Origin of the sequence: Sphingobium fontiphilum (assembly GCF_014196635.1) — a bacterium.
Classification (GTDB): Bacteria; Pseudomonadota; Alphaproteobacteria; order Sphingomonadales; family Sphingomonadaceae; genus Sphingobium; species Sphingobium fontiphilum.
Window position 1 is genome coordinate 181,384 of the sequence record NZ_JACIEB010000001.1, and the last position, 24,482, is coordinate 205,865.

The following is a 24,482-nucleotide window of genomic DNA, read 5'->3' on the forward strand; positions in this document are numbered from 1 at the left end:
TGTTGAGATTTGCCGCGAGTTGATTGCGGCTGAGCAGAGATGGATGAGCGCGGTGAAGCTCTGATCGGTTTCGACAGGACTGGTGCGCTGCGGCATTGGTGAGATGACAACAGTTGCCCCGCGTCGGTTCAGTGCGGGGAAATCGAGCGCGCCGCGTTGCAGGGGTGTCGACGGATATTGAGTCTGACCGGAACGGGCACGCGCGTCCTCGACCTTTTGGGCGGGGATGCGGAGGAGATGGTCGCGCTGGACGTCAACAGGGCTCAGAATTTTCTGCTGGAGTTGAAGATTGCGGCGATTGCCCGGCTGGATCGGACCGCCAGCACTTATGTGGCGGCATTTTCCGAACGCGGCGCGGCAACATTCATCGCCAATCTCGAAACATCCTTGCACCTTCACCCCTGGGGCGACCATGATCTGCCGGTAACGGTGAATGACGGCGCGGCGGGCACTACGGGCTTCAAGCGCAATCGCGAAGCCAGCGCCGAAAGGAAGTTCACGGCCTTTTATCTTCGCCATCTCCCCCGGACGCGCCGAGGGCCCTTTGCCGCGCTCGGCGCAATCGCCAATCGGGTTGGCATGCCTTTGTTGCTTAAATACAACCTTTAGCTGCTCGCTGGACGATTGGCTCATGCGGACGCGCCGGTTGTCGAACCCCGAAAGCTCGCTTCTACAATATCCGGCAACTTTTGCTTGCCTTCCAGGCATTGCGGAGCGATCCTACGCCGGATCGGGTCAAGCGCGGTTTGCGCCGATCCCGACGGGTATCCAGAACAATCTGGAGCATGGAAAGAGGGTAAATGGAATGGAAGGCATAGAGGTCGATTCTGGCGAGAAGGCGATCATCATCTTGCAGAGTTTGATCTGCTATCTGCGCGAGAAGAATGTTCTTAGCCGGGCAGACATCGAGGAACTGAGGGACCGGGTTGACGCGCGGATTTCCGCTGCGGAAAAATCCATGCCCTGCGACTTGGCTACGGCTGCAGCCGCAGCCCGCGAAATGGCCAGTCTCGAGCAATTCTGCGGCAAGCGCTATGGTGGCAAGCATCGCAAGAGCCACTGATCCGAACAATCTGACCGGGCGCAGTCGCTGCGTGCGGCGCCCGGCATTTTACAGGGCGACGCCTACAGGGCTCTGAGCGCCGCCACCATCATCCGTGCGCTCTGTTCCGCCGTCTGTGAAGCATCGAGGCGCGGCATCGCTAGACGGCGATGCCCAAGACCGAACATGCAGCCGAGCATCAATTCCGCCGCCCCCTCCAGTTGGTCACCAGCAAGTGAAGGATTCGCCGCGAGCGCGAAACCGCGCAGATAGCTGCGCAGCCGCTCGCACATTTTGCCGATCGTCTGGCCCACGCGCTCGTTGCGCGACCCTTCGGCGAGAATGTCGAACGAAAGGGCTTCGTCGCTGTCCCTCATGGCGTGGAGGAACAGTTCCTCGATGGATTTCTCGATGGTGATCTCACCCGTCCCAAGCCTTTGGCGTATCCTTTCAAGATCGGCTATCTTCTCGTCGAAATCGGCGTGAACAATCGCCTCTATGATCTCGGCCTTGCTCTTGAACGAACGGTAGATCAGTCCGACTGACATGTCGGCCGCCGCCGCCAGTTCCGACATTGAAGTCTGATGGAATCCGTTCGTTGCAAACAGGTCTTTGGCAGCGTGCCGGATACGATCCGCACTGGGCAATTTGTCTTTCACTGCACCCCTTCCATCGCCTTGGACGCTTTTTAGCTTGAATTGTTCATGGTCCATTTCTATCTGAAACGCAATGTGAATGATCGTTCACTCTCCCCCTCCCAATGCTCATAAAGAGAGAACCCACATGCAAAAGGCGGTCATAGCGGGAAGCCTCGCCTGGGCCTCAGCCCTGGTATTGCCGCTGCTGCTCGGCGGCTGTGGCAGTGAACAGCCTCCGGCTCCTGCTGCCCCGTCTGTTGGCGTTGTGACGCTCACCACCGAGTCGGTTGAGTTGACCAACGAATTGCCTGGCCGCATCGCAGCGCTTGAAACGGCGGACGTGCGCCCGCAGGTTACAGGTGTGATCCGCCGCCGGCTCTTCACCGAAGGCAGCTTCGTCAAGGCCGGTCAGCTTCTTTATGAGATAGAGGATGCTCCCTATCGCGCCGCTCTCGCGCAGGCGCAGGGCTCGCTCGCCGTCGCCAAAGCCACGATCAACGCCACCGCGCTGCAGGCGCAGCGTTATAGAGATCTGATCGCGATCAACGCTGTCAGCAAACAGCAATATGACGATGCCGCCGCCGCCGCACAGCAGGCGCGCGCCAATGTTGCGGCGCAACAAGGCGCGGTTCAGGCTGCCCAGGTGAATCAGAACTTCACACGCATCCGCGCGCCCATCTCCGGCCGCATCGGCCGTTCGCTCTTTACCCCCGGCGCGCTCGTTTCGGCGACGCAGGCCGATCCTCTGGCGACCATCCAGCGCACCGACACAGTCTATGTCGACGTTACGCAATCCGCCGCTCAGATCATTGACCTGAAGCAGGCTATGGCGTCGGGCGGCGTGAGCGAGGCGGATGGCGCACCGATCCGGCTGCTCCTGCCCAATGGTTCCGTTTACCCGATTGAAGGCCGGCTTCAGTTCGCCGACGTCACGGTCGATCCAAGTTCCGGCTCGGTCGTTTTGCGCGCGACCTTTCCCAACCCTGACGGCCTTCTGCTGCCTGGCATGTATGTTCGCGCCAGGCTCGTCGAAGGTTTGCGCCGGAACGTCATCCTCGCGCCGCAGCAAGGGGTGACGCGCGATCCGCGTGGCCGCGCGACAGCGATGGTGGTGGGCAAGGACGGCAAGGTCGAAATCCGCCAGATCGAGACTGATCGCGCGGTGGGCGGCAAGTGGATCGTCACCAGGGGGCTCAAGGCAGGTGACCGGCTGATCGTCGAAGGTCTGGTGAATCTTCGCCCCGGTACAGTGGTCAAGCCGGGAGCGCCGCAACAGGTCACCGTGGCGTCGGGCGAGGGCCGTTAAGTCATGTCCCGCTATTTCATCGACAGGCCCATCTTTGCATGGGTTATCGCCATCGTCATGATGCTTGCCGGCGTCCTGGCGGTCCGTTCGCTGGCCGTTGCACAGTTCCCGGAAATCGCCGCCCCTGCCGTGCAGATATCCGCCCGCTATCCCGGCGCCGATGCCGAGACGCTGGAATCGACCACCACGCAAGTGATCGAACAGCAGCTCAAGGGCATAGATCACCTGCGCTACTTCTCCTCGTCAAGCGACAGCGCAGGCAATCTCTCGATCACGCTGACCTTCGAGCAAGGTACTGATCCGGATATCGCGCAGGTCCAGGTTCAGAACAAGCTCTCGCAGGCGACGCCGCTGCTTCCGCAGGAAGTGCAGCAGCAGGGCCTTCGCGTGACGAAGTCGTCTGCGACCTTTCTCATGATCATGGCGGTCTATGCTGATGACGGCATTCACGACGAGCAGGACGCGAGCGATTTCGTCGCAAGCTCGCTGCAGGATCCGATCAGCCGCGTAAGCGGCGTGGGCGACACCCAGTTGCTGGGCGCGCAATATTCGATGCGCGTGTGGCTCGATCCCTTCAGGATGGCCAACCTCGGCGTCACCGTGACCGATGTGATCGCAGCGATCCGGGAGCAGAACGCCCAGGTTTCAGCCGGCCAGATCGGCGGATCGCCCTCACCCAAGGGGCAGGCGCTCAACGCCACGATCACCGCCCAGACGCGCCTGCGCACTGTAGACCAGTTTCGGCAGATCATGCTCCGCAACAATTCCGATGGCTCGGTGGTGCGGCTGGCCGACGTCGCGCGGGTTGAAATCGGCTCGGAAAACTACAGCTTTAGCGCGAAGCTCAACGGCCACCCCGCCGCCGGCTTTGGCATCAAGCTGGCTCCCGGCGCCAATGCGCTGGAGACGGTGGATGGAGTGAAGACTGAGATTGAACAGCTCTCGAAAAGCTTCCCGAGCTGGGTGAAGTACAAGTTCCCGGTCGACAACTCGACCTACGTCAAGCTGTCCGTGGAGCAAGTGATTCGCACGCTTGTGGAAGCAGTCCTGCTTGTGTTCGTTGTGATGTTCCTGTTCCTTCAGAACTGGCGCGCAACGCTGATCCCGACGATCACGGTGCCGGTCGTGCTGCTGGGGTCGCTCGCGATCCTGCAGCTGGCGGGCTTCACCATCAACACGCTCACCCTGTTCGGCATGGTGCTTGCGATCGGCCTTCTGGTCGACGACGCCATCGTCGTCGTGGAGAATGTCGAACGCCTGATCCAGACCGAGGGGCTGAGTCCGAAGGAGGCGGCGCGCCGGTCGATGGACGAGATCAGCGGCGCGCTGATCGGTATCGGTCTCGTGCTGTCGGCGGTGTTCCTGCCGATGGCCTTCTTCGGCGGATCGACCGGCGTTATCTTCCGTCAGTTCTCGATCACCATCGTCTCCTCGATGGTGCTTTCGGTGCTTGTCGCATTGATCCTGACGCCGGCGCTGTGCGCCACCATCCTGAAGCCATCCCCAGACGGGCACGGGCATCGCGGTGTTGGACAGACGGGGATCGCCGGATTTTTCAACCGCTTCTTCCACGGCTTCAACACCAGGTTCGACCAGGGCATCGACCGCTACGGCAAGGTCGTTGACAAGGTAGAGCGCAACTGGGTGCGCACCATGTGCGTCTACGCGCTCATTGTTGTGGGCATGGGCGTGATCTTCCTGCGACTTCCCGGGGGCTTCCTGCCAGAGGAGGATCAGGGCCGCCTGATCAACCAGGTCTCGCTGCCTGCCGGCGCGACCATCGAGGAGACGGAACGCACGCTCGCGCGGGTGCGTGAGCATTATTTCAAGGCAGAAAAGGCCAATGTGTCCGACGTTTTCACGATCGCCGGCTTCGGCTTCGTGGGCCAGGGGCAAAATGTGGGCATCGCTTTTGCGCGCATGAACGATTGGTCTGAGCGCCGGGGCAAGGACAATCATGTCAACGCCATCGCCCAGCGCGCCAACAAGGCCTTCCGCAAGATCACCGCAGGCATGGCGATCGCCTTCGTGCCACCCGCTGTGCAGGAGCTGGGCAACGCCACCGGCTTCGAGTTTCAGCTTGTCGATCATGGCGGGCTGGGCCATGAGAAGATGATTGAGGCCCGCAACCAGCTGCTGGGCATGGCCAAGGGCGAAAAGCGCCTTGCACAGGTTCGACCCAACGGCCTTGAGGACACGCCCCAGCTCAAGCTTGACGTCGATCAGGCCGCCGCCGGGGCCCTGGGTATTTCGCAATCAGACATCAATTCGACCATCAGCACCGCGATGGGCAGCACCTATGTCAACGACTTCATCGACCGCGACCGGGTGAAGAGGGTCTTTGTGCAGGCGGACGCTCCGTTTCGTACGACGCCCGAGTCCATCGGCCAGTTCTATGTGCGCGGCAGTTCGGGCGTGATGGCCCCGATCTCCTCCTTCGCCAGGACGGAGTGGACCCGCGGTCCCGCCAAGCTTGAGCGTTTTAACGGCGTCTCGTCGATGCAGATCATGGGCGCGCCCGCACCGGGCGTCTCGACGGGCGAGGCCATGAACCTGATAGAGGGCATGGCCGCCAAGCTGCCCTCCGGCGTCGGTCTGAAATGGAGCGGCATATCCTATGAGGAAAGGACCTCCAGCGGTCAGGCCCCGGCGCTCTATGCGCTCTCCATGCTGATCGTTTTCCTGTGCCTCGCCGCCCTCTATGAAAGCTGGTCGGTGCCGATCGCTGTCATGCTGGTGGTGCCGCTGGGCGTGCTTGGCGCGGTCGTAGCGGCAAGTCTGGTAGGGCTTAACAACGACATCTACCTGCAGGTCGGGCTCATCACCACAATTGGCGTTTCGGCTAAGAACGCAATTCTCATCGTCGAGTTTGCAGAAGAGAAGATGCGCGAGGGCCTGCCGCCGGTCGAAGCCGCGTTGGAAGCAGGCAAGCTGCGTTTGCGGCCGATCCTTATGACCAGCCTCGCCTTCATCTTCGGCGTGCTACCGCTGGCGCTTTCCACCGGCGCGGGCGCCGGGGGGCAGAATGCGATCGGCTGGGCGGTGGTCGGCGGCATGCTCTCAGCCACCGTGCTGGCCATCTTCTTCGTGCCCGTATTCTTTACCGTAGTTAAACGCCTGTTTCGTGAACACCACAGGCGCGGCGATGACCAACGGGGCATCCTCGAAAGCGAGGCCCGGGGCGCACCGCAGGAGTCATGACAATGAAGAAGATGAGAGCGCTTACCGCCACTTCGCTGGCGCTTGTGCTGGCCGCCTGCAACATGGCGCCCAAATATGTCCGGCCGGACCTGCCCGTCGCTCCTGCCATCCCAGCGGGGCCGGGCGAGGGCGTTGCGCAAACAGCAGGGCAGGGTCCGGTCGTTTCGGCCGATACTGCCTGGAAGGATTTCTTCACCGACCCGCGTCTGGCGCGGGTAATCCGGACCGCTCTCGACAACAATCGCGACCTGCGCATCGCGCTCGCCAATGTCGAACAGGCGCGTGCGCAGTATCGCGTGCAGCGCGCCGACCTTCTGCCAACGGCAGCCGCGAGCGGCCGTGCGACCTACCAGGATCAGCCCTTCGCGCAGGGCGTGGGCGGCGCTGCGTCGGGGCGGACCGACGTCTACACTGCTTCGGTGGGCGTCTCCGCATGGGAAATCGACCTTTTCGGTCGCGTGCGCAACCTCACCCGGGCGGCGCAGGAACGTTACTTCGCCTCGGTCGAAAACCGCAACGCCGCACAGACCGCGCTGATCGCCGAGACGGCGACGGCCTGGCTGACCATGGCCGCCGACCAGGAACGCCTGCGGATCGCGCGCGAACTCGAGAAGGCCTTCGGTCAGACGCTCCGGTTGACGCAGGCGCGCTTTGACAAGGGCGTGGCGTCCGAACTTGAGGTGCGTCAGGCGCAGACGAGTTACGATGCCGCGCGCTCAGATATCGCCTCGGCCATCACCCTGGTCGCGCAGGATCGCAATGCGCTTGAGCTGCTGGCCGGAACCATGCTCCCTGAAGAAGACCTGCCCGCAGACCTGCCTGCCGACGATGTGACGCTCACCGCCCTTCCTGCGGATCTGCCTTCCACGCTGCTGCTGCGCCGCCCTGATATCGCCGCGGCGGAACATCAGCTTAAAGGCGCCAACGCCAACATCGGCGCGGCCCGCGCGGCTTTCTTTCCCAGCATCTCGCTGACCGCCGCCCTGGGGACGATGAGCCTTGGTCTATCGGACCTGTTCAAGTCGGGCAGCGACTTCTGGTCGGTGGCGCCATCGGCCAGCGTGCCCATCTTCGACTTCGGTCGGAACCAGGGCAACCTGCGCTACGCGCGCGCCGCCTACGACGCCATGGTCGCGACCTATGAGAAGAGCGTCCAGACCGGCTTTCGAGAAGTCGCCGATGCGTTGGCGCGGCGCTCGACAATGACGGCGCAACTCGAGGCGCAAACCTCGCTGCGCGATGCGGCCAGGAAGAGCTATCAACTCTCCGATGCGCGCTTTCGTGCCGGTGTGGACGACTTCCTGACGACGCTCGACGCACAGCGCACGCTCTACAGCGCCGAACAGGCATTGGTTTCGACTCGCTTGGCACGAGCCAGCAACATGGTCGAGCTTTACCGCGCCATCGGCGGCGGGCTGACCTAAACGCGATGCGACGGGCCGCGCCGGACTTTGAAGTTCATTGGGCGCTTTATCGCGTGCTGGGAGCAGACCTGAACCAGATCCATGCCATTGGACCATCGCTGGCCCTCAAGCTGGTCGGAGCGTAAGGCGCCGACCTTGCGGCACAGCCAAGCTCATGCCGCTTCACATCATGCTGTGCCCGGCGCCAGGCAACAGGTATCTGGCGCCAAGCTGGTGTCATCGGAAACGCTCCGATCATCAAGCCGGTCGGCGGGTGCCGACAGACCCCTGAACCCTCGGGCGACCAAGCCGCGCAGCGCTGTGACCCTGGCTTCCGTCATTGGGTGGGTGCGCCGCATCCTCTTTGGCCATTGGCGCATTCCCACAGGTCTTCGTTGCCCACGCCGGTGACCGGATCGTCGATGAGCGGCGCATAGCCCGGCATCGGTTGGCTTTCCTGCAGGGTGATGGTGTCGGTTTCGACGGGCGGCGGGATGAAGCGGGTGATCGGATCGGGATCGAGCACCGCCGTGATGACGTCTGCATTGGGGATGCCGGGCTCTCCCGCGCCTTCCCCTGCCAGGCCGCATCCCGTGGGGTTGGCGATCAGGCAGCCGTTGATCGTCGAGGCGCGATGGAACCGGCCGCTGGTCGCGCCGCGCACGCCGTTGATGAGGGTGCTGGGCGCAACGCTCTTGCCGCTCAGAAGGCTTGAGGGTGCTTCGCCGGGCAGCAACTGACCGTTGATGACGATGCGCGCATTATCGCTGCCCGTCAGTATCTCCAGCGTGCTGGTGGAGGCGAGCAGGCCGCGCCGGTCTTCATGCGCCGTGCTCGCACCGACATTCTGCACAAAGGCGTCGTTGGCGACGTCCAGCGTGATGTCGGTGGCGCGGATGATGTTGTCGGTGCGCACGACACCATCATTCCGGGCGAGGCGCGCGTCGATGGCGGCGATGTCGGTCAACGCCGATAGGTCTTCCATGGCGGCTGCGGTGGCGACGTAGACAGCCGCCGAACGCATGACCAGGTGGCCGCCAAGGTCGCCGGGGCCTTCGCTGCGCAGGTCGATGGAGCCGGTGCTCGCGTCGACAAGGATTCGGTCCGCCGCGTCAAGGATCAACTGGTTGTCGCGGGCCATGCCGTCCATCTCGATCGCGCCACTGACCCGGATCGCGCCGATGGTGGTGATCGACAAGGCCCCGCCCGCGCCAATTTGTCCCTCGGCACCGGCCTGTGCGGTGAAATCGCCGATCTCGACCGCTCCTGTTGCCGTCAGGGCGATATTGCGGCCGTGCAATGCGGCGATTTCGCTGACCGACAGGCTGTAGCCGCCCGACTGGTCCTGTCCGCCAATGAAGGTCGCGCCACTGCCGGTGGCGTTGAGCGTCAATAGCCCGCCCGCGCCATCCGCTCCGGACAGAGCGAACAAGGAGGCGCTTTCTCCGATGGCTATGTCGGAGGAGGAGAGGGTGATGTTCCGGCCCCGTATCGCCCCGCTCAACGTCGCCATGCCCGCCGCCTGCGCCGTTATGTCGCCGCTCGCGTCAAGCGTGTCGATTTGCATCGCGCCGCCGGACGCCAATGTCATCGTGCCGCTTATGCCGTTGAATAGGCTGATGTCGCCATCGGCCTGCACCCGCAAAGTGCGCCCTTCGCCCGTTATGGCGTTGGCGATGCTCACATCGTCCAGGGCATGAACGTCGATGTCGCCCGTGGCTTCCAGTGACGCCAGCCCCGCGCCGCCCAGGTTGCGGGCAATGACGATGTCCCCGCCATGCGCGCCCACATAGGCGCTCGTCGTGGTCAGCAATTCGACCAGTTCCACCGACCCTTCGAGCGATTCGATGGAAGCGCTGCCGCTGCGCATTCGGGTGTCGCCGGTCGCGGTGACTGCACCGGTGGCGGTGAAATAGAGCGTTCCGGCAGCGGACAGACTGTCGAGCCCGGCGGGCAGGCCATCATGGCTGAAGGACATGGCGCCTCCGCTGGTCAGCAATATGTCGGTGGCCGATGCGATCACGCCCGTGCCGGAGAAGCGCATGTCGATGGCGCCCGGCGTCGTCGCCATGATGGAGCCCGCGCGAATGGCGCCGCCGTCCAGTGCGAAGCTGATCGCGCCGGATTCCGGTCCGGCGGCCCCTTCCAGCGTCAGCAGCAATGCCGAACTGATGGCGAGATCGGATGCGTCGGCGGCATGTTCGAAGCGGATATTGCCCGCTTCACCGCCATTGGTCGCGACGGCGTAGCCGGACAGGGTGGCGATGCGATGGGTTCCGCCGCCTGCCCGTGTAATCAGGATTTCGCCTGCCTGATTGGAGCCATCGACGTTGCCGTCGGCTATGGCGCTGAGCATTACATTGTTGAGATCGACACTGCCGCCGGACAGGGCCAGTTGGGCGGAGCCAGCGGTCGCGCCATGGTCGACGGCGCTGGCGTCGATCAGCAGCAGCGATGCGGGCGTTGCCGAGACGGTTGCGTCAACGACCTCGAATTTTGCAGTTCCGCCGGCGCTTCGCCCGCCTGCGGCTTCGTTGCCCTCGGGCGAACTGGCGCTGGCGGAAACGGCCGCGATGTTGGTCAGCAGCACCGAAGCGCCATTCGTCGTCGAGAACAGCGCCGATCCGCCCGTGGCCGTTCCTCCCGCAAAAACATAGGGGCTGGCGGGTGTCGAGCCGCTTTCTGCGTCGGCCGACACGGCGGCGACGCCGGTTTCGAGGCGGCTTGTCGATCCGCTGATCGTAATCATGGCCGTTCCACCGGCGCCATCGCCGCCGATGCCCGAAACGAAACGGTAGCCCAGGCCCGCGCCCCCGTCGCCGCCCTGGCCGATGGCGGTTGCCGCCAACAACTCGGTCACCTGGACCGAACCGCCGTCGATCATAATGCCAGCGGTTCCGCCTGAACCGTTGCCGCCCGAACCGCCTGCGTCGCCATAACCTGCATCGCCGCCTTGCCCCTCCGCACTGGTGACGAGCGCCGTCAAGGCCAGGTCGGCGGACACTCTGGCTTGGGCGGTCCCGCCGAAAGCATCGCCACCAGCGCCGCCCAGGCCCGTCGTCATGGTTCCGGTTTCGTCGATGGCGCTGCCGCCATGGCCACCGTCGCCATCTGCGCGAAGATCGAGCACGCCTAGTTGTTGACCCGCAGAGCGCACGGTCGCGAGAGCCGTGCCGCCGCGCCCGATGCCGCCATTGCCCGGCGTCACGCCAGTGAAGCCGCTTGCGCCGTCGCCATCGGCGGACAGATCAACGCTCTGTGTGGTCAGTGCGCCGCCAGCCAGTTCGACTTCCGCCCGCCCGCCTTCGCCATCCCCGCCATGCAAGGCCGCGCCGCCGGACCCATCGGCATAGAGGAACAGATTGTCGAGCGTGATCGCCGCGCTGCCCCCGGCTTCCATCAGGAAGAGGATATTGCCGCCCGTTCCCGATCCGCCGACGCCGGAGGCTTCGGTGTAGAAAAAGCTCGTCGAACCGCCATAGCCATTGGCGTAGAGCGAAAAACTGGGCGTGTTGAGGGTTCCCGACCGGCCGGTGAAGCGCACCGTGCCGCCAAGGCCATCGCCAACGGCGCCAGCGCGGTCGCCGGGTTCATAGCCGCTGGCCGCCGAACCGCCCCAACCGTCGGCGTTGAGCTGGAAATAATCGATCGCGCTGTCGCCGCCATCGACCAGCGCATTGACCGTGCCGCCATGGCCGTCGCCCGCCGAAAAATCGTCGCAACCGCCGCAGAGCGCGCCCAGATAGCCCCCCTCGCCATCGGCGCGGGCGCGGAATGTGCCGATCTGTGTCGCATTGCCGCCCAGCACGATGTCGACCGTTCCGCCGATGCCGTCGCCGCTGTCGCCCGCGGCATAATAGGAGCCTTCCGAATAGCTGGTGCCATAGCCATCGGCGCGGATGTCGAGTTCGCCGATCATGGTGGCCGCACCCCGGTCTGTGAAGGTGACGGAGCCGCCCCGGCCGGTGCCGCCCGGCGCGGGATCGCCATTGGTCACTTGCCCGCCACGGCCACTGGCGTCGAGTTGCATCCAGCCCGCGATGTCGAGTTCTCCGCCATTATTGGCAAGGGTGATCGCGCCACCCGTGCCGTCGGACGCGGCCTGTCCTGATGCGCCCTCGGCTGTCGCGTCGGCATAGCAATTATAATTGCCGCAGTCGGTCAGCAGGATCGCGCCCTTGTCGGCGGATGTGACGCGATCGATGCTGATGTCGATCGTGCCGCCCTGCGCCGGGCCGGACGCGCCGGGCACGGAAGCCGCGCGGGCGCTGGCAAAAAGCTGCATTGATCCGGATTGCATGACCCCGTCACGGGCCGTCAGGCGGATTGCGCCGCCGGTCGCGCCGCCCGACGCTAAGGGCGCGAACTGCCCGTTTGAGCCATAGAATACGCCTCCATCGGCGCGCGCCGAAGCCGAGAGGAAGGTGTCGCTGACCAAAGCGCCGCCGTCGATGGCGCTGAGATCGATTGAGCCACCGCGAACAGGCGCGGTCGCGCCATAGGCGATGCCGTTGGCGTTCAACTCCATCTGCTTTGCGTGGATCATGCCGCTCCTGCCCAGAGCCGCCAATGTTATCGAGCCGCCCTGCGCGCCATTGCCATATGCGCTGGCGTCAGCGATCAGGTCGTTGCCATCGATCACGCCATTGTCGCCGCGCAGCAGGATGGAGCCGCCACGCGCAGCTGCCCCTTCAAAATCCTCGCCGCTGGCGTCGAGGCGGAAATCATGGCCGGGGGCGGTCCTGATGCGACCGCCATTGCTGGCGATCATGCTGATCGCACTGCCGGTCGCGCCATTTTTGGCGGTGAGCGACAGGCCTTCATCGGCAAGCACATCGCCCCCGTCATGGGCCCGCAGGTCGATGGCGGTAAGCGACTGGAAGCTGGCCTGTTGCTGGAACCGCGTATTCTGGCCAGCGCCCACATCGAGGCTGATGCGGCCTGTCGCGGCGGCGGAGAGATCGGACGAGACGGTGGATGCGCCTATCGTCATCGCCGCGGGCGTGGACGCGCCGCTGCTGACGCCGCCGACCGAACCATAGCTGATGTCATAACCGGCCGACAGGATGACCGCACCGGCCTCATCGGAGGCGATGGCGGCGGGCGTATAGCCGATATTGCCGGACAACAGCATCGTCATCGCCTGGTTCTTGGGCATGGCGACCATGTAGATGCGCTGAATGTCGCTCCCGTCGCTCGTCGCCGGGCCGGTGGTCGTGCCGTCATGTACCACGCCATGGGCATCGCCGGTGCCGACCGTCATGGCGATGTCGAACAGGCCGTTGTTGATGCGAACATCGACCTGCTCCGCCCCGACATAGGCGGCCGAGCCGTTGACGATGACCGTGCCGCTCATCTCCACGCGCGGGGCGACCATCGCGACATAGCTGCCGGTGGCGAGCGCCTTGATGTTCGCGCCACGCGCGACCGAAACGGTGGACAGGCTGCCCGATGCGCCACGAAACCGAATTTCGCCATTGCCGCCATAAAGGCCGTCGGTGACGTCGATGGCATTGCTGGTCAGCACCAGCCCGCCGACATCGAACACGCCCGTCGATCCGACCAATATGCCGCCGGGCGAATAGAACCAGACATTGCCGCCGACCGCATTGTCCACCCGCGACTGGATGAGGCCGTTGAGCGCAACGGCGCGGTTCAGGGTAGCGCCTGAGGCGGGATCATAGGGAACGATGCGATTGAGGACGGTAAAGCCCGGCAGGCCCGGGCTTTGATAGGTTGCGCTATTGCCGTTGGGCAGGAAATTGATCGGGCCACTTCCCGACAGGTTGGATGGCGACCAGTCGATCACCACCTGATCCTGATGGATCAGCACGTCGGTGTGATTGGTTGAATCGACGATCTGCGCAGCGCTGTCGCCGCCCACCACCGTGCCCCGGCCGATAAAGCCCTGCCCATGGGCGGTCGATGCGGCGGCGATCGCCAGCGCCAGCGCGGCGCTCCCGCAGCCCGCGCGCCAGTGTGCGGCGGAGCGGACGGCGGGATAGTCGGTTTGGGAGGCTTGGCGGCGCATCAGCGGCTCCACGGCAGAAGTTGAGCGGTAAAGGACAGGAGCAGACGCCAGTCGCCCCGATCATGCCCCGCGACATTGCGCAGCGGGGTGGCGAGCGTCAGGTCGAACCGGCCGATCCGCCCCCATTGGCCGCGCACGCCTGCGCCGGTCGAATAAAGGCGGCTGTCGGGCGAATCATGGTTCCACACCCACATGGCGTCGAAAAAGGCGAAAGGTTCAATCGCCAAATCGCGCTCGCCGCGCGGCTGGAGCGATCCGTAACGCAGTTCATAGCTGTAGCCGACGGCGCTGTCGCCGATCAGCGAACCGGGGTCATAGCCGCGCCCGACCGTATAATTTCCCGCGCTCGCCTCTTCAAAGCTGAGCAGCGGGTCGGGGCTATATTGCGCGCGCGGGGCGATGCTGATGGTCAGCCTGGGGAAAGGGCGGAACTGGGCATTGCCGCCCGCGCGCAACACGAAGGCGCTGGGGTCGCCGGTGATCCGGCTGGGTGGAACGTCGGGCGGCAGGCATCCGGCGAATATCGGGGCGGGGCCGCAACCGTCGCTCGCGCCCAGACCCGACAGGCCATGGCGCGCCTCGACATAGCCGCCGATCCGCCAGCGTGGCGCGGCGGCGGAATAACCGTCGATGCTCGCGAGACTGCCGGGGTCGATCAGGTCCGCCTCCGCCCGCGCGAACAGCACGCGCAGCCGGTCGCTGGTCAGCGGCACGCCCAGCGCCTTCACATCCTGATCGACAAAGTCGATGCCGCCCGACAACAGCAGGCTGGTCGTCTGGCGCCGGATCAGTGGATAGCTGAGCCCGGCGGTCAGGATCATCGTTTCAGACTTCAGGCCGCCGTTCAGAACGTCCGGGCGGCTCCATGCATAGCTGAAATCGACATTGCCGCGCAGGCCGCTGACGCCCAGCGCCATGCTGTGTCCGGCCTGAAGCACCGTCTGCTCGCGCGTGTCGAAGGTGTTGAACAGGGCCAGTGTCGTGCTGTCGCCCGCGCCGGTCAGGTCGTTGATCTGCGCGCGCAGCAGGCCGCCGAACCGGCCGACATTATGCGATCCCCAATTCTGGACATTGGCGTCGACGCGCAATTGCTGGCGCGACACCTGAACCAGTCCGATCACCTCGCCCGGCGCTGTGCCTGCAGGACGCAGCGTCAACCGCACATCATAGCCTGGCAGGTCGCGGGCAAGGAGCAGGGTGCGTTCCGCCTCCCGCATATTGAACAGCGGTTCGTCCTTCAACTTTTGGAGCAGGGCGGCGATCAGCTTTTCGCTATGGCCCGCGTCGCCGCGCACTTCAATGCCGACGAGCTTGGCCACCAATATGTCGAAATCGATCGTGCCGCCCTTTTCGATGCGCTGGGGCGGGAGCTGAACGGCGGCCAGATAGCCCATGGCGCGCAGGGCGGTCGCGGCGCGATCGCGAATGGCGCACAGGGTTGCGACCGGCACATCGCGCCCCGCCTGATCGGACCAACTGTCGCGCAGCGCCTCCGCCGAGATCGGGCCAAGCCCGTTGAAGTGGACATCGGCAAAGTTGACCACGACATTGGCCTGCGAAGGATCCGCCAGCGGGCATGGCGCGCGTTCTATGTCGCCGTCAACGGTCAGACGGCTTGGCCCCGGTTGCGTGGGGGCGAGGCGCTGGTCAGGGCGCAGCTCCTCACGGGTCGGGGCGCCGGACGCCGCCTGCTGCGCCATGGCCGGGGTCGCGAGCATGGCCGCGCCCGCCATTGCCGACATCATGCCCGCTGCCGTCATAAGCTTGAACGTCACCCTCTGTTCCCCCGGTCGCATACGATGCGGGACCGATGGGCGGGCCCCGATGCCAAATGATTGTCGGCGTCGCCGTCATTGAAGACGCGACCCTGTTTCATGTTGCGACCGGAAGGGCTCATGTCGCTCACCCGCGAGCGACTGGCCTTTGACTTTCGGCCCATTATCAGGCTGTTGCGGGCGTGACAAGCGATGCTCATCCCGCTGGCGCCGGTTCGGGCTGGGCGGTGGTTTCGATCAGCAGGCTGAGCTGCGCCTCGCACTTGTTTTCGATCAGCAGCGCAGCAATGGCGTCCATATCTTCGGGCACCTGCGTCAACAGGCGGAAGCGCAGCGCAACGGGCTGGGACAGGCCAGCCCCCGACAGGCGATAATCGCCGCCTTCGCTGACCGGCAGGTCGATGGGCCAGGGTGCGGTCGATTGTCCGGCGGCGAAGCTGATGGTCGCGCTGGCGGTTCCCTGGGTCACGGCATAGCTGGCCGCTGCGCTGCTGTCCGCGCGCCAGAGCTGAACAGCGGCGGGATCGGCCACGCAGAAGTCCGACGACTGGGCAATGTCGGCGAACCAGATGCTGGGGTTGCGCGGCCTGGCGTCCGCCGCGTCGCCGCGCACGGCCCCGGTGCGGGCGCGGCGCGTCTTTTGCGTGTCCATCAGCGAGGATAGCTGCGCCGGACGGATGGTGTCGGCGCTGGCCGTGGTGATGACCGGGAAGATGCCCGGCCCGCGCACGGTGCGGGTGCCGCGCGAATCCAGCAGCGTGACGATGTCGCCCTGTTTCAGCGTCAGGCGTGCGGTGTCGGCCAGCCTGGTGCCTGCGCGATACTGGCCGGCGGACGGGCCGGAGGCGCGCACGATCATGCTTTGCGCTGACGCGGGCAGGGCGCTGGCCGACAGCGCGGCGGCCAGAAGGGCGGCTATGGTCTTAACCGGTGACATAGGCATTTCCATCTTCCTGAACGGTAACGCGGTGAAGCAGGTTGGCGAGCGGGGCGTCGTCCGGGCGCGCCGCGACCAGCGACTCCAGATCGGCGACCGCCGCTCTTTCGCCACGGTCTATCGCAGCCATGATCCGGATTAAGTGATCCCGGTCACTCGCCGGAAAATCCGGCGCGGGTTCGAAGATATCCACGGGTTGCGCCCGCCCGCGCAGCAGCACCCGGCCCATCGGCCGCCACCAGTCGAGACCGGATCGCTCCATCGCCTCGCGGCTCGCGATCATGCCGCTGTCGAGCGCCTTGTTCGCCGATTCGAGGCGGGAGGCGGTATTCATGCTGTCACCGAGGGCGGTATATTGAATGCGCCCCTTACCGCCGAAATTGCCGACGGTCGCCTCGCCATAGTGAAGCCCGACGCGGGTCTTGCCGATCGGTGGCGCGTCGGGGGGAAGGTCGTTGGCGGCAGCGGACCGAAAATCCTCCCCCGCGCGATACATGGCGTAACCGGCGCGCGCGGCATTGGCGCCATCGTCCGCGTGCGCGATGGGCGCGCCCCAGAAGGCGACGACGGCATCGCCCACAAATTTGTCGATGGTGCCGCCATGGTCGAGCACGATGTCGCTCATGCAGTCGAGATAGCGGTTGATGATCTGCGCCACTTGTCCGGGCGGGATGGCGTGGCTGAGGCGCGTAAAGCCCTCAAGATCGGTGAAGACGACGAAAATGTTCCGGTTTTCGCCATGCAGGGCAAGCCGCTCCGGTTCGGCCAATATCTGCGCGGCGATGTCGCGGGGCAGATATTTGCCGAGCGCCGACTGCGCGAAGCGGCGCTGTTCCGACCCGACCGCCCGCGCCGCCGCGCCGGTGACGCCAAAGGCAAGGCCCCAGCCGACAATCCAGCCGATGGCGGGCAGGCCCAGCGTGTCCCATCCGCGCGCCTGCAACCAGAAGGGAAGCGCGCCGAACAGTGCGGCCTGGACGGCGAGCAGCGGCGCAAGTTGCCACCAGCGCAGGTCCGCCAGGCTGGTCAGCATCGCCATGCCCACGACCAGCGACGCGATGATCCACAGCAGCCAGCCGGGGAGATGGGGCATCCACGCGCCGTCCAGCGACTGGGCGAGCATGGTCGCGTGGACCTCCAGCCCGATCATGGTCGCGCCGCTATAGGCGCTCATTGGCGTATCGAAGCGGTCGATATCGACAATGTCGCCGCCGATCAGCACATGACGACCGCGAAATTGCGCCGCGAACATCGGTGCGAGCTCGGGATCGGCGAGCATGTCGATGGGATAGGAGGCAAAGACCGGCCGGTCGGGTGCCGCCGAATCGCGATAACGGATCGCTCCCTGATAGTCGGCGAAGGCGGTCGCGCCGCCCATCGCCAGCGCCATCATCGGCGGTAGGCCGGGCGAGCGCGGAGGCCAGCGGCGCATGACATTGTCGGGGTCCGCCTCCAGCCGGATGCTGGCGGGCTTCACATGGTCGCTTTTCACCCGGCGCAGGAAATCTTCGAGAAATTGTTGCTGCGCCCAGTGGATCTGGTCTGCATTGGCACCGGTCTCGGCATGGCCGATCCATGTGGGCGTTCGCATCGCGCGCAGCCGGGCGACAAGCTCCGCATCCTCATCCTGAGGCTGGTCGAACAATATGTCGATGCCGATGGAGGCCGCGCCCATGGTGTCGAGCGCGGCGAGCGCGCGCGCCAGAATCGCCCGGTCGAGCGGCGATCGTTTGCGCGTCGCGATCAGCGTATCGTCGGTATAGACGACCAGCGCGATCCGATCATCCTGATCGACATGGGGCAACAAAGCCTTGGCGCGGAAATCATGCAGTCCCGCTTCCGCATCGTCGAGGACCGGCAGCGTCCAGCTGGTCCGCGCGATCAGCAGCGCGGCGACCAGCAACAGCGCGGTCAACGCCAACCGCCAGTGACCAGCGTCGCGAATGATGCGCCGTGCCTGTCTGGGCCAGAGTTTGGGACCGATCACCCTCGTCTCACCGCGAAAGGATCAGCGGGCGCGCGCCATCGCCGATCAGGGCGAAGCCCGACCAGTAGAAGGGGTGGGAGGTTTCGGCGGAGTCCATCAGCTCGAGCTGGGCGAGGCGCAGCGCTTCCCCGACGGGTTCGCCGGGGGCGATGGAGAACAGGCCGGACATGAGCCGCTCGGTCGCCCGGAATTCGTCCGGAGCAGGCCAGTGGCTGGCGATGACGGAGCGGCCGCCCGCGCCGATGAAGGCGCGCACCAGCCCGTCGAGCGCGCTGCCCCCGCCCCGAAGGCCGGCCGCGCGGCTCGCCTGCACGCTGGCCGCGCCGGCCGTGTCGCAGGCCGAGAGGATCACCATGTCCGCGTCCAGCTTCAGGTCGAAAATCTCGCCAAATTCCAGCAGTCCGTTGGACTGGCCGCCGCCGGAGAAGGATGTGACGAGGGCCGGGCGGGCGGGGCATTGGGGCTTGGGGGGCGTGACCAGACCGTGGGTGGCGAAATGCAGGATGCGGAAGCTGTCCAGATCGTCGCGGGCGAAGAGCCCGGCGTCGGTAAAGGCGCTTCCGGTCAGGATTTCGCTGCGCGATGCCGGGAAAGCCGATGCTGCCTGACGCAATTCTGAGGCGGAAATCGGGTGGTTCCACTGGTCGCCGGGCCAGCCGCAATCGCCGCCGGGCTGGGCCGCGCCAACGGGGATACGGGCTGGCGGGGCGAGCAGCAGGCGGGCATTTTCGCCCAAGCCCAGATAGGCCTTTGTCGCCCCAGACGGCGCCGCGGCGCGGCTGTCGGCAAAGGCGCGGGCCGACAGGGCGGTGCTGACCATGTGATCCCGGCCCAGCCAGGCGATGCCGCGAAAATCGAAGGGATCGGATTGGGGGTTGGCCGTGCGCGCCAGATAGGCGTCGACGCCTGACTGCTGCGTGATCAGCAGGTTGACGGGCAGGCTGAGCATCGCGCCATCGGGCTCGAAAATCAGGTGCCGGGTCTGCGTCAGCCGCGCTTCGACCGGGCCGAATATGTCCAGGAACAGCGCGCGGGCGATGGCGACATCCAGCGGATAGGTGGTCTGAACGCCATTTTCGTTGGTCGAGATGGTTGCGCGCAGCGCGGCGACCTTTGCGGCCAGTGCGGTCGCGCTGATGGGAAGCCGATAACCGGTGGCCTCTGTCCCGTCGACCCAGACGGCGAAAAGCGTATCGCCTACCTGCGCCAGCTTGAAATAGGCTTCGCCCGGATGAAGCGTGGCGCGCAGGTCAGTCAGGGTGAGCGCATCGCGATTGACGGCGCGATATTGAGGGTAGGCGGCCAAGCCCGCCAGGGTGCGGGTTTGGGCGACGGCAAGGTCCGACAGCACAGCGCGCGCGGCTGCGGCTTGCGGCGAGTCGGGGCCTTCGCTTTCCGTCCATTGCGCAATTTCGACGCGTTTGCGCTCCAAGTCGCGGGTCAGCGATACTGAACGCCGGAAAAGGCGCGATCCTTCGCCCGATCCGGCCGAAAAGCCGCGCGCCAATTGCTCCAGAGTCTCGGCCGCGCCGGGGCGCACCAGCGTCTGCGTCGCCAGAAACAGGTCATCGGCCAGTTCAGGGCGTTTCGCCAGTCGCTCGGTCAGCAGCGTGAAATAGGGCTGTATCTGATTGGAAATGCCGGTCAGCGAGGCGCGGTTGTCGTTGGTTGACCGGATGACGGTGCGATAGAGGTCGATTGCTTCATCGCCCCGGCCGTTGCGCGCCAGAAAGGACCCCAGCCGGGCGCGGGCGCCGTTCATCGCCATGGTTTCGGGGTAACGGGCCTCGAGCAGGGCCAGAACCGACCGCAATGTGGATTCAGCCCCTTTGCCATTGCCCTGCGCCTCCTGCGCCAGGGCCATTTCCCCCAAAATCTGGGTCCGCAGCCGGGTGATGGACACGACATTGCCTGCGCGGATAGACAACGCCGCCGCCGTCGCCTGATCCAGCCGGGCCATCGCTGCGCGAGCGTCGCCGCTCAACCGAGCGATGGTGCCCCGCATCTGCAACGCCTGGGCGTCCAGAATTGCGGCGCGCTCCTCGCTGGTCAGGCGGGCGGCGTCCGCCCGACCCAGCGCCCGGTCGAGCGGCAGCGCGGCGTTCATGTCATTGGCGGTCCGGGCGCTGATGACGACATCGCCATCGCTGAGCGCCGGGGGCGCGTAATCAGGCAGCGGGGCATCGAGAAGGGATAAGGCTTCAGCGAGGGCGCCCCGGTTGATGGCATGCAGCGCCATCAGGTTGCGGCGCAGGCGCAGTTGGACGCCGTCGGCGATCGGAATCGCCTTTGCCTGCGCAAAAATGGCGTCGGCCTGTTCAAATTCACCCAGGTTCGACAATTGCAGCGCCCTGTTGACGGCATATTCATGCGCCTGCGCGGCGCGCAGGGCGGGATTTGTCGCCGCTTCATCCCGCTGTTCCAGCCGGTCTGCCAGCGTGTCGAAATAGGCGGCGGCTTCGGCATAGGCGCCCGATGCGTTGCGGCGATAGGCTTCGCCCAATGCCGCTTGCGGGTCCATGACGTCGGCCTGTAACCGGGCAAAGGCCGCAGCATCGCTGCCGCCGAGGCTGGCGATGGCGACGGGTTCGTCGATCAGTTGGTCCAGCGCGACGCTTCGCAGCCCGATGGTCAGCGCGCTGTCGTAGGCGGCAAAGCCCTGTGCGACATAAGCGGTGCGGCCGATGCGCGCGATGATGACGCGATAAGCGGGACTGGCCTGTCCGGGCTGGCAATCGTGGGTCGTGGCGGTCCCGACATCGGGCAGAGTGATTGAAGGTTCGCCTGTGCAGGGTCCGGCATCGGGGCGGTCAGGGGCGATTCTGGCGAGCAGGACATCATCCTGCCCCGCATCGCGCAGGGCATAAAGCCGACCAACCGGACGGGTCGAATCGCGGCAGACAATTGACCAGCTGCGATCAAATATGCTGTGCAACGCTTTCCCGCCCAGACCGGCTTGGGCCTGACACATGCCGCCTTGCCCATTGCCGACCGGGAAGCTGTCGCCCATCCGGGGATGTAGCGCGGTTGAGGCGGTCTTCGCCCGCGTCGATCCGTCGAAAAGCAATAAAGCCAAGAAAAGTGCAGCAGGCCAAGTGAGGCGCACGTCAAAAACTCCCGACCGGAAAAGCAGGGCCTTTCCGATTTCCGTTAATGGATTGAGCGACACCGTTTTATTGAACTACTACTCCTTTATGACGGTTGGACGCATCGCTGCAAGAGCGATGGTTGCAATAGCGCCCATAGCTCGTTGGGCATGTTGCGGAAAAAGCCGATCTTCTTCGTCTGGATAGTCTGAGCATTACCAAAGGGAGCATGGATTTATGGATCGGCGGCATTTTCTGCGTGGCGCGGGTGTGGCTGGTCTGGCCGGGATGGCGGCCCGAGCGAGCGCGACGTCGCTGGCGCTGCCCGCAGGCCCTGTTCCGATCCGCGCGACGCCAGACCGCCTGTTTCGCGTAACCGTCTGTCTGCGCGCCTTTCGCGCCGCAGGACCGCGCATCGAGGCGGAAGAGGTTGGGCGCAAGAAGGTCATTCACAACTATGGCCATGGCGGCAGCGGCTGGTCGCTGTCCTGGGGCTCGGCCGAACTAGCCGTCGGTATGGCGATGGCCAATGGAGCTAAAGAGATTGCGGTCATTGGCGCTGGGGCCATCGGCCTGACCGCGGCGCTGACCGCCCAACTGGCGGGCGCTTCGGTCACCATTTATACCAAGGAGCAGTTTCCCAACGTCCGGTCTGCCCGCGCCACGGGAACCTGGTCGCCCGATTCGCGTATCGCGCTGGAAGGGGCGGTCGATGGCGGCTTTGGCGACCGGTGGGAGAAGATGGCGCGCACGTCCTTTTCCACCTATCAAAGCTATCTGGGGATGGAGGGCGATCCGGTCGAGTGGACTGACCGCTATATCCTGACGGATACGCCGATGGGGGAAGGACGCAGGAGGAAGGAGACCGACCGGCCCGAAAAATTCCTGCATCTGGAGGATCGGCTGGCCGATATCACGCCCAGATCGGTCGAACTGGAGCCTGGATCGCATCCCTTCCGCCCGCAATATGCGCGGTTGAACAGTTCGTTGACATTCAATGTCGCCGATCTGGCAAGGCGGTTGACGCAGGATTTCCTGATTGCTGGCGGGCGCATCGTGCCGATGACCTTTCACAGCCCGTCCGATTTGTCGCGGCTGAGGGAAAAGGTGATCATCAACTGCACCGGCTATGGCGCGCGGGCATTGTGGGGGGATGAGAGCATTGTGCCCGTGCGGGGCCAGATCGCCTGGCTGATCCCACAGCCGGGCGCGCACTATGGCGTCTATTATGGCACGTTGTCGATGCTCGCCCGGCGCGACGGGATTGTCGTGCAGGAAACCGGGGAAGATGAATGGTTTGGATATAATGACGCCAATGAGGAGCCGGATCGCGCCGCTGCCGACGCGTCGGTTGCGACACTGGCGCAATTCTGGCGAAGTTGATGCTTGTCTGGCCCGCTGTTGATCATTTGGCCCGACAATGACAAGTAGGCGCCGGTAACATTGGCACCGAACGGTGGAGCGTTGATGATCATAGCGGTGGATGGCCCGGCGGCGTCGGGTAAGGGAACGATAGCGCGAGCTCTGGCCGCGCATTATCGGCTCCCGCATCTGGACACGGGCCTTCTCTATCGCGCTGTCGGTGTTGCTGTGGCTCGTGCCGGTGGCGATGCCGACGATGAGGATGCGGCTGAACGGGCCTGCAATTTTCCCGATGCGCTGATGGACGACCCCGAACTACGGGGGGCGGAAGCGGGATCGCTGGCGTCGCGCGTCGCCCGGCACCCGCGCGTGCGCGCAGCGTTGCTGGCCCGCCAGCAGGCTTTCGCAAGGCAACCGGGCGGCGCGGTGCTGGATGGCCGCGATATTGGCACGGTGATCGCGCCGGACGCGGACGCCAAGCTGTTCGTCACCGCCAACATCGAAGCGCGCACCGACCGGCGCTATCGGGAACTGTTGGGTAAAGGCGACCGCGTCGACCGGGAGGAACTTCGCGAGGATCTGGTGCGGCGAGACGAACGGGACAGCAGCCGCGACGCCGCGCCGCTGCTGCAATCGGCGACGGCCGGCCTGATCGATACCAGCGATCTCAGCGTCGATCAGGCCATTGCCGCTGCCATAGCGATGGTCGAGCGGCAGCGGATTTCGGACTGACCCAATCGCACAGCTATTTCGCACGCGCAGCATTTTCTGTCCAAGCCCTCTTTTATTTGCAGTCTTCGCAAGCTAGAGCGGGCAGAGCAAAAATCGAGGATGAGCAATGAGCGAGAGCATCAAGAAGTCGGTTAAGGTTGGCAATGTCGAGTTCTCGAATGAAAAGCCTTTCGTTTTCATTTCGGGTCCGTGCCAGATCGAAAGCCGCGACCATGCGCTGACTGTTGCCACGAAGCTCAAGAAACAGTGCGACGAGGCGGGCGTTCCGTTCATCTTCAAATCGTCCTACGACAAGGCGAATCGTACGTCGCTCAACGCCAAGCGCGGTATCGGCATCGATGAAGGCCTGCGCATCCTGTCGGATATTCGCGACGAACTGGGCTGCCCGGTGTTGACCGACATTCACGATGCTCAGCAGTGCACGATTGCTGGCGCGGTGGTCGATATCATCCAGATTCCGGCCTTCCTGTGCCGTCAGACCGACCTGCTGCTGGCCGCCGGCAACAGTGGCGCGGCCATCAACGTGAAGAAGGGACAGTTCCTGGCGCCCTGGGACATGGCCAATGTCGCCGCCAAGATCGCCTCGACCGGCAACGAAAAGATTTTGCTGTGCGACCGTGGCACTTCCTTTGGCTACAACACGCTGGTCAGCGATTTCCGCGGCCTGCCGGTGATGGCGGAAACCGGCTATCCGGTGGTGTTCGACGCGACCCATTCGGTGCAGGAACCGGGCGGTCGTGGCGGATCGTCGGGCGGCAAGCGCGCCTTCGCCCCCGCTCTGGCCCGTGCGGCACTGGCGGTCGGCGTTTCGGCGGTCTTCGCAGAAGCGCATGAAGACCCCGATAATGCGCCCTCGGATGGCCCCAACATGCTGCCGCTGGAATGGATCCCCGGCCTGCTGAAGGATCTGACGGCGATCGACGCGATCACCAAGTCGCGCGCGCCCTCGCCCAGCTACTGATTGGCTGTATATCGGACAAGA

At 64.9% G+C, this 24,482-nt stretch carries 14 protein-coding genes; 8 read left to right on the forward strand and 6 right to left on the reverse strand.

Annotated features, from left to right (window positions below; all coding sequences use genetic code 11):
• Positions 1-156 precede the first annotated feature (156 nt).
• Together GGR44_RS00770 and GGR44_RS16755 are read left to right on the forward strand one after the other, a co-directional pair.
• Positions 157-609 (forward strand): DUF3419 family protein, encoded by a 453-nt coding sequence (locus GGR44_RS00770; RefSeq protein ID WP_281374169.1) that lies wholly within the window; start codon positions 157-159, stop codon positions 607-609.
• Between the two features lie 22 nt (positions 610-631).
• Positions 632-1,063: a hypothetical protein gene (locus GGR44_RS16755; protein WP_246344257.1), complete on the forward strand. Its 432-nt coding sequence runs from the start codon at positions 632-634 to the stop codon at positions 1,061-1,063.
• A 62-nt stretch (positions 1,064-1,125) separates the two neighbouring features.
• On the opposite strand, the gene GGR44_RS00780 is transcribed toward GGR44_RS16755, so the two are convergent.
• Positions 1,126-1,755, reverse strand: coding sequence for a TetR/AcrR family transcriptional regulator (locus tag GGR44_RS00780; RefSeq protein ID WP_183953544.1), 630 nt, complete (start codon positions 1,753-1,755; stop codon positions 1,126-1,128).
• A gap of 70 nt (positions 1,756-1,825) precedes the next feature.
• On the opposite strand from GGR44_RS00780, the gene GGR44_RS00785 reads away from it, so the two are divergent.
• The 3 genes from GGR44_RS00785 to GGR44_RS00795 are packed head-to-tail and all read left to right on the forward strand — an operon-like array spanning position 1,826 to position 7,611.
• Positions 1,826-2,986, forward strand: coding sequence for an efflux RND transporter periplasmic adaptor subunit (locus GGR44_RS00785; protein ID WP_183954184.1), 1,161 nt, complete (start codon positions 1,826-1,828; stop codon positions 2,984-2,986).
• A 3-nt stretch (positions 2,987-2,989) separates the two neighbouring features.
• Positions 2,990-6,187, forward strand: a complete 3,198-nt coding sequence (locus tag GGR44_RS00790; protein ID WP_183953545.1) for an efflux RND transporter permease subunit — start codon at positions 2,990-2,992, stop codon at positions 6,185-6,187.
• A 2-nt stretch (positions 6,188-6,189) separates the two neighbouring features.
• Positions 6,190-7,611, forward strand: a complete 1,422-nt coding sequence (locus GGR44_RS00795) for an efflux transporter outer membrane subunit (RefSeq protein WP_183953546.1) — start codon at positions 6,190-6,192, stop codon at positions 7,609-7,611.
• 316 nt (positions 7,612-7,927) lie between these two features.
• On the opposite strand, the gene GGR44_RS00800 is transcribed toward GGR44_RS00795, so the two are convergent.
• The 5 genes from GGR44_RS00800 to GGR44_RS00820 all read right to left on the reverse strand — a co-directional run bounded on the left by GGR44_RS00800 (position 7,928) and on the right by GGR44_RS00820 (position 21,396).
• Positions 7,928-13,621, reverse strand: coding sequence for a beta strand repeat-containing protein (locus GGR44_RS00800; RefSeq protein WP_183953547.1), 5,694 nt, complete (start codon positions 13,619-13,621; stop codon positions 7,928-7,930).
• A complete protein-coding gene (locus GGR44_RS00805) occupies positions 13,621-15,396 on the reverse strand; it encodes a ShlB/FhaC/HecB family hemolysin secretion/activation protein (RefSeq protein WP_343052279.1) in 1,776 nt (591 codons plus the stop codon). Before GGR44_RS00805 ends, GGR44_RS00800 begins: the two co-directional genes overlap by 1 nt.
• 196 nt (positions 15,397-15,592) lie before the next feature.
• Positions 15,593-16,339 carry a hypothetical protein gene (locus tag GGR44_RS00810; protein WP_246344258.1) on the reverse strand — a complete coding sequence of 249 codons (747 nt, stop codon included), beginning with the start codon at positions 16,337-16,339 and terminating at the stop codon, positions 15,593-15,595.
• A complete protein-coding gene (locus GGR44_RS00815; RefSeq protein ID WP_343052280.1) occupies positions 16,320-18,320 on the reverse strand; it encodes a CHASE2 domain-containing protein in 2,001 nt (666 codons plus the stop codon). The genes GGR44_RS00810 and GGR44_RS00815 overlap by 20 nt, the downstream gene beginning before the upstream one ends.
• Positions 18,321-18,327: 7 nt before the next feature.
• Positions 18,328-21,396, reverse strand: a complete 3,069-nt coding sequence (locus tag GGR44_RS00820) for a CHAT domain-containing protein (RefSeq protein WP_246344259.1) — start codon at positions 21,394-21,396, stop codon at positions 18,328-18,330.
• Between the two features lie 247 nt (positions 21,397-21,643).
• Between GGR44_RS00820 and GGR44_RS00825 the strand changes: the two genes are divergently transcribed.
• The 3 genes from GGR44_RS00825 (at position 21,644) to kdsA (ending at position 24,461) form a co-directional block, all read left to right on the forward strand.
• On the forward strand, positions 21,644-22,789 hold the full coding sequence (locus tag GGR44_RS00825) for an FAD-dependent oxidoreductase (protein WP_183953549.1): 1,146 nt from the start codon (positions 21,644-21,646) through the stop codon (positions 22,787-22,789).
• Between the two features lie 84 nt (positions 22,790-22,873).
• A complete protein-coding gene (locus tag GGR44_RS00830) occupies positions 22,874-23,500 on the forward strand; it encodes a (d)CMP kinase (protein ID WP_183953550.1) in 627 nt (208 codons plus the stop codon).
• 106 nt (positions 23,501-23,606) lie between these two features.
• Positions 23,607-24,461 (forward strand): 3-deoxy-8-phosphooctulonate synthase, encoded by an 855-nt coding sequence (gene kdsA, locus GGR44_RS00835; protein WP_183953551.1) that lies wholly within the window; start codon positions 23,607-23,609, stop codon positions 24,459-24,461.
• The last annotated feature ends 21 nt before the right edge of the window (positions 24,462-24,482 follow it).

Bases quoted from the DNA above. Each gene is read 5' to 3' on its own strand.
- GGR44_RS16755 (WP_246344257.1), top strand. From the start codon at position 632: ATGCGGACGCGCCGGTTGTCGAACCCCGAAAGCTCGCTTCTACAATAT.
- GGR44_RS00780 (WP_183953544.1), bottom strand. From the start codon at position 1,755: ATGGACCATGAACAATTCAAGCTAAAAAGCGTCCAAGGCGATGGAAGG.
- GGR44_RS00785 (WP_183954184.1), top strand. From the start codon at position 1,826: ATGCAAAAGGCGGTCATAGCGGGAAGCCTCGCCTGGGCCTCAGCCCTG.
- GGR44_RS00790 (WP_183953545.1), top strand. From the start codon at position 2,990: ATGTCCCGCTATTTCATCGACAGGCCCATCTTTGCATGGGTTATCGCC.
- GGR44_RS00795 (WP_183953546.1), top strand. From the start codon at position 6,190: ATGAAGAAGATGAGAGCGCTTACCGCCACTTCGCTGGCGCTTGTGCTG.
- GGR44_RS00800 (WP_183953547.1), bottom strand. From the start codon at position 13,621: ATGCGCCGCCAAGCCTCCCAAACCGACTATCCCGCCGTCCGCTCCGCC.
- GGR44_RS00810 (WP_246344258.1), bottom strand. From the start codon at position 16,339: ATGCCTATGTCACCGGTTAAGACCATAGCCGCCCTTCTGGCCGCCGCG.
- GGR44_RS00825 (WP_183953549.1), top strand. From the start codon at position 21,644: ATGGATCGGCGGCATTTTCTGCGTGGCGCGGGTGTGGCTGGTCTGGCC.
- GGR44_RS00830 (WP_183953550.1), top strand. From the start codon at position 22,874: ATGATCATAGCGGTGGATGGCCCGGCGGCGTCGGGTAAGGGAACGATA.
- kdsA (WP_183953551.1), top strand. From the start codon at position 23,607: ATGAGCGAGAGCATCAAGAAGTCGGTTAAGGTTGGCAATGTCGAGTTC.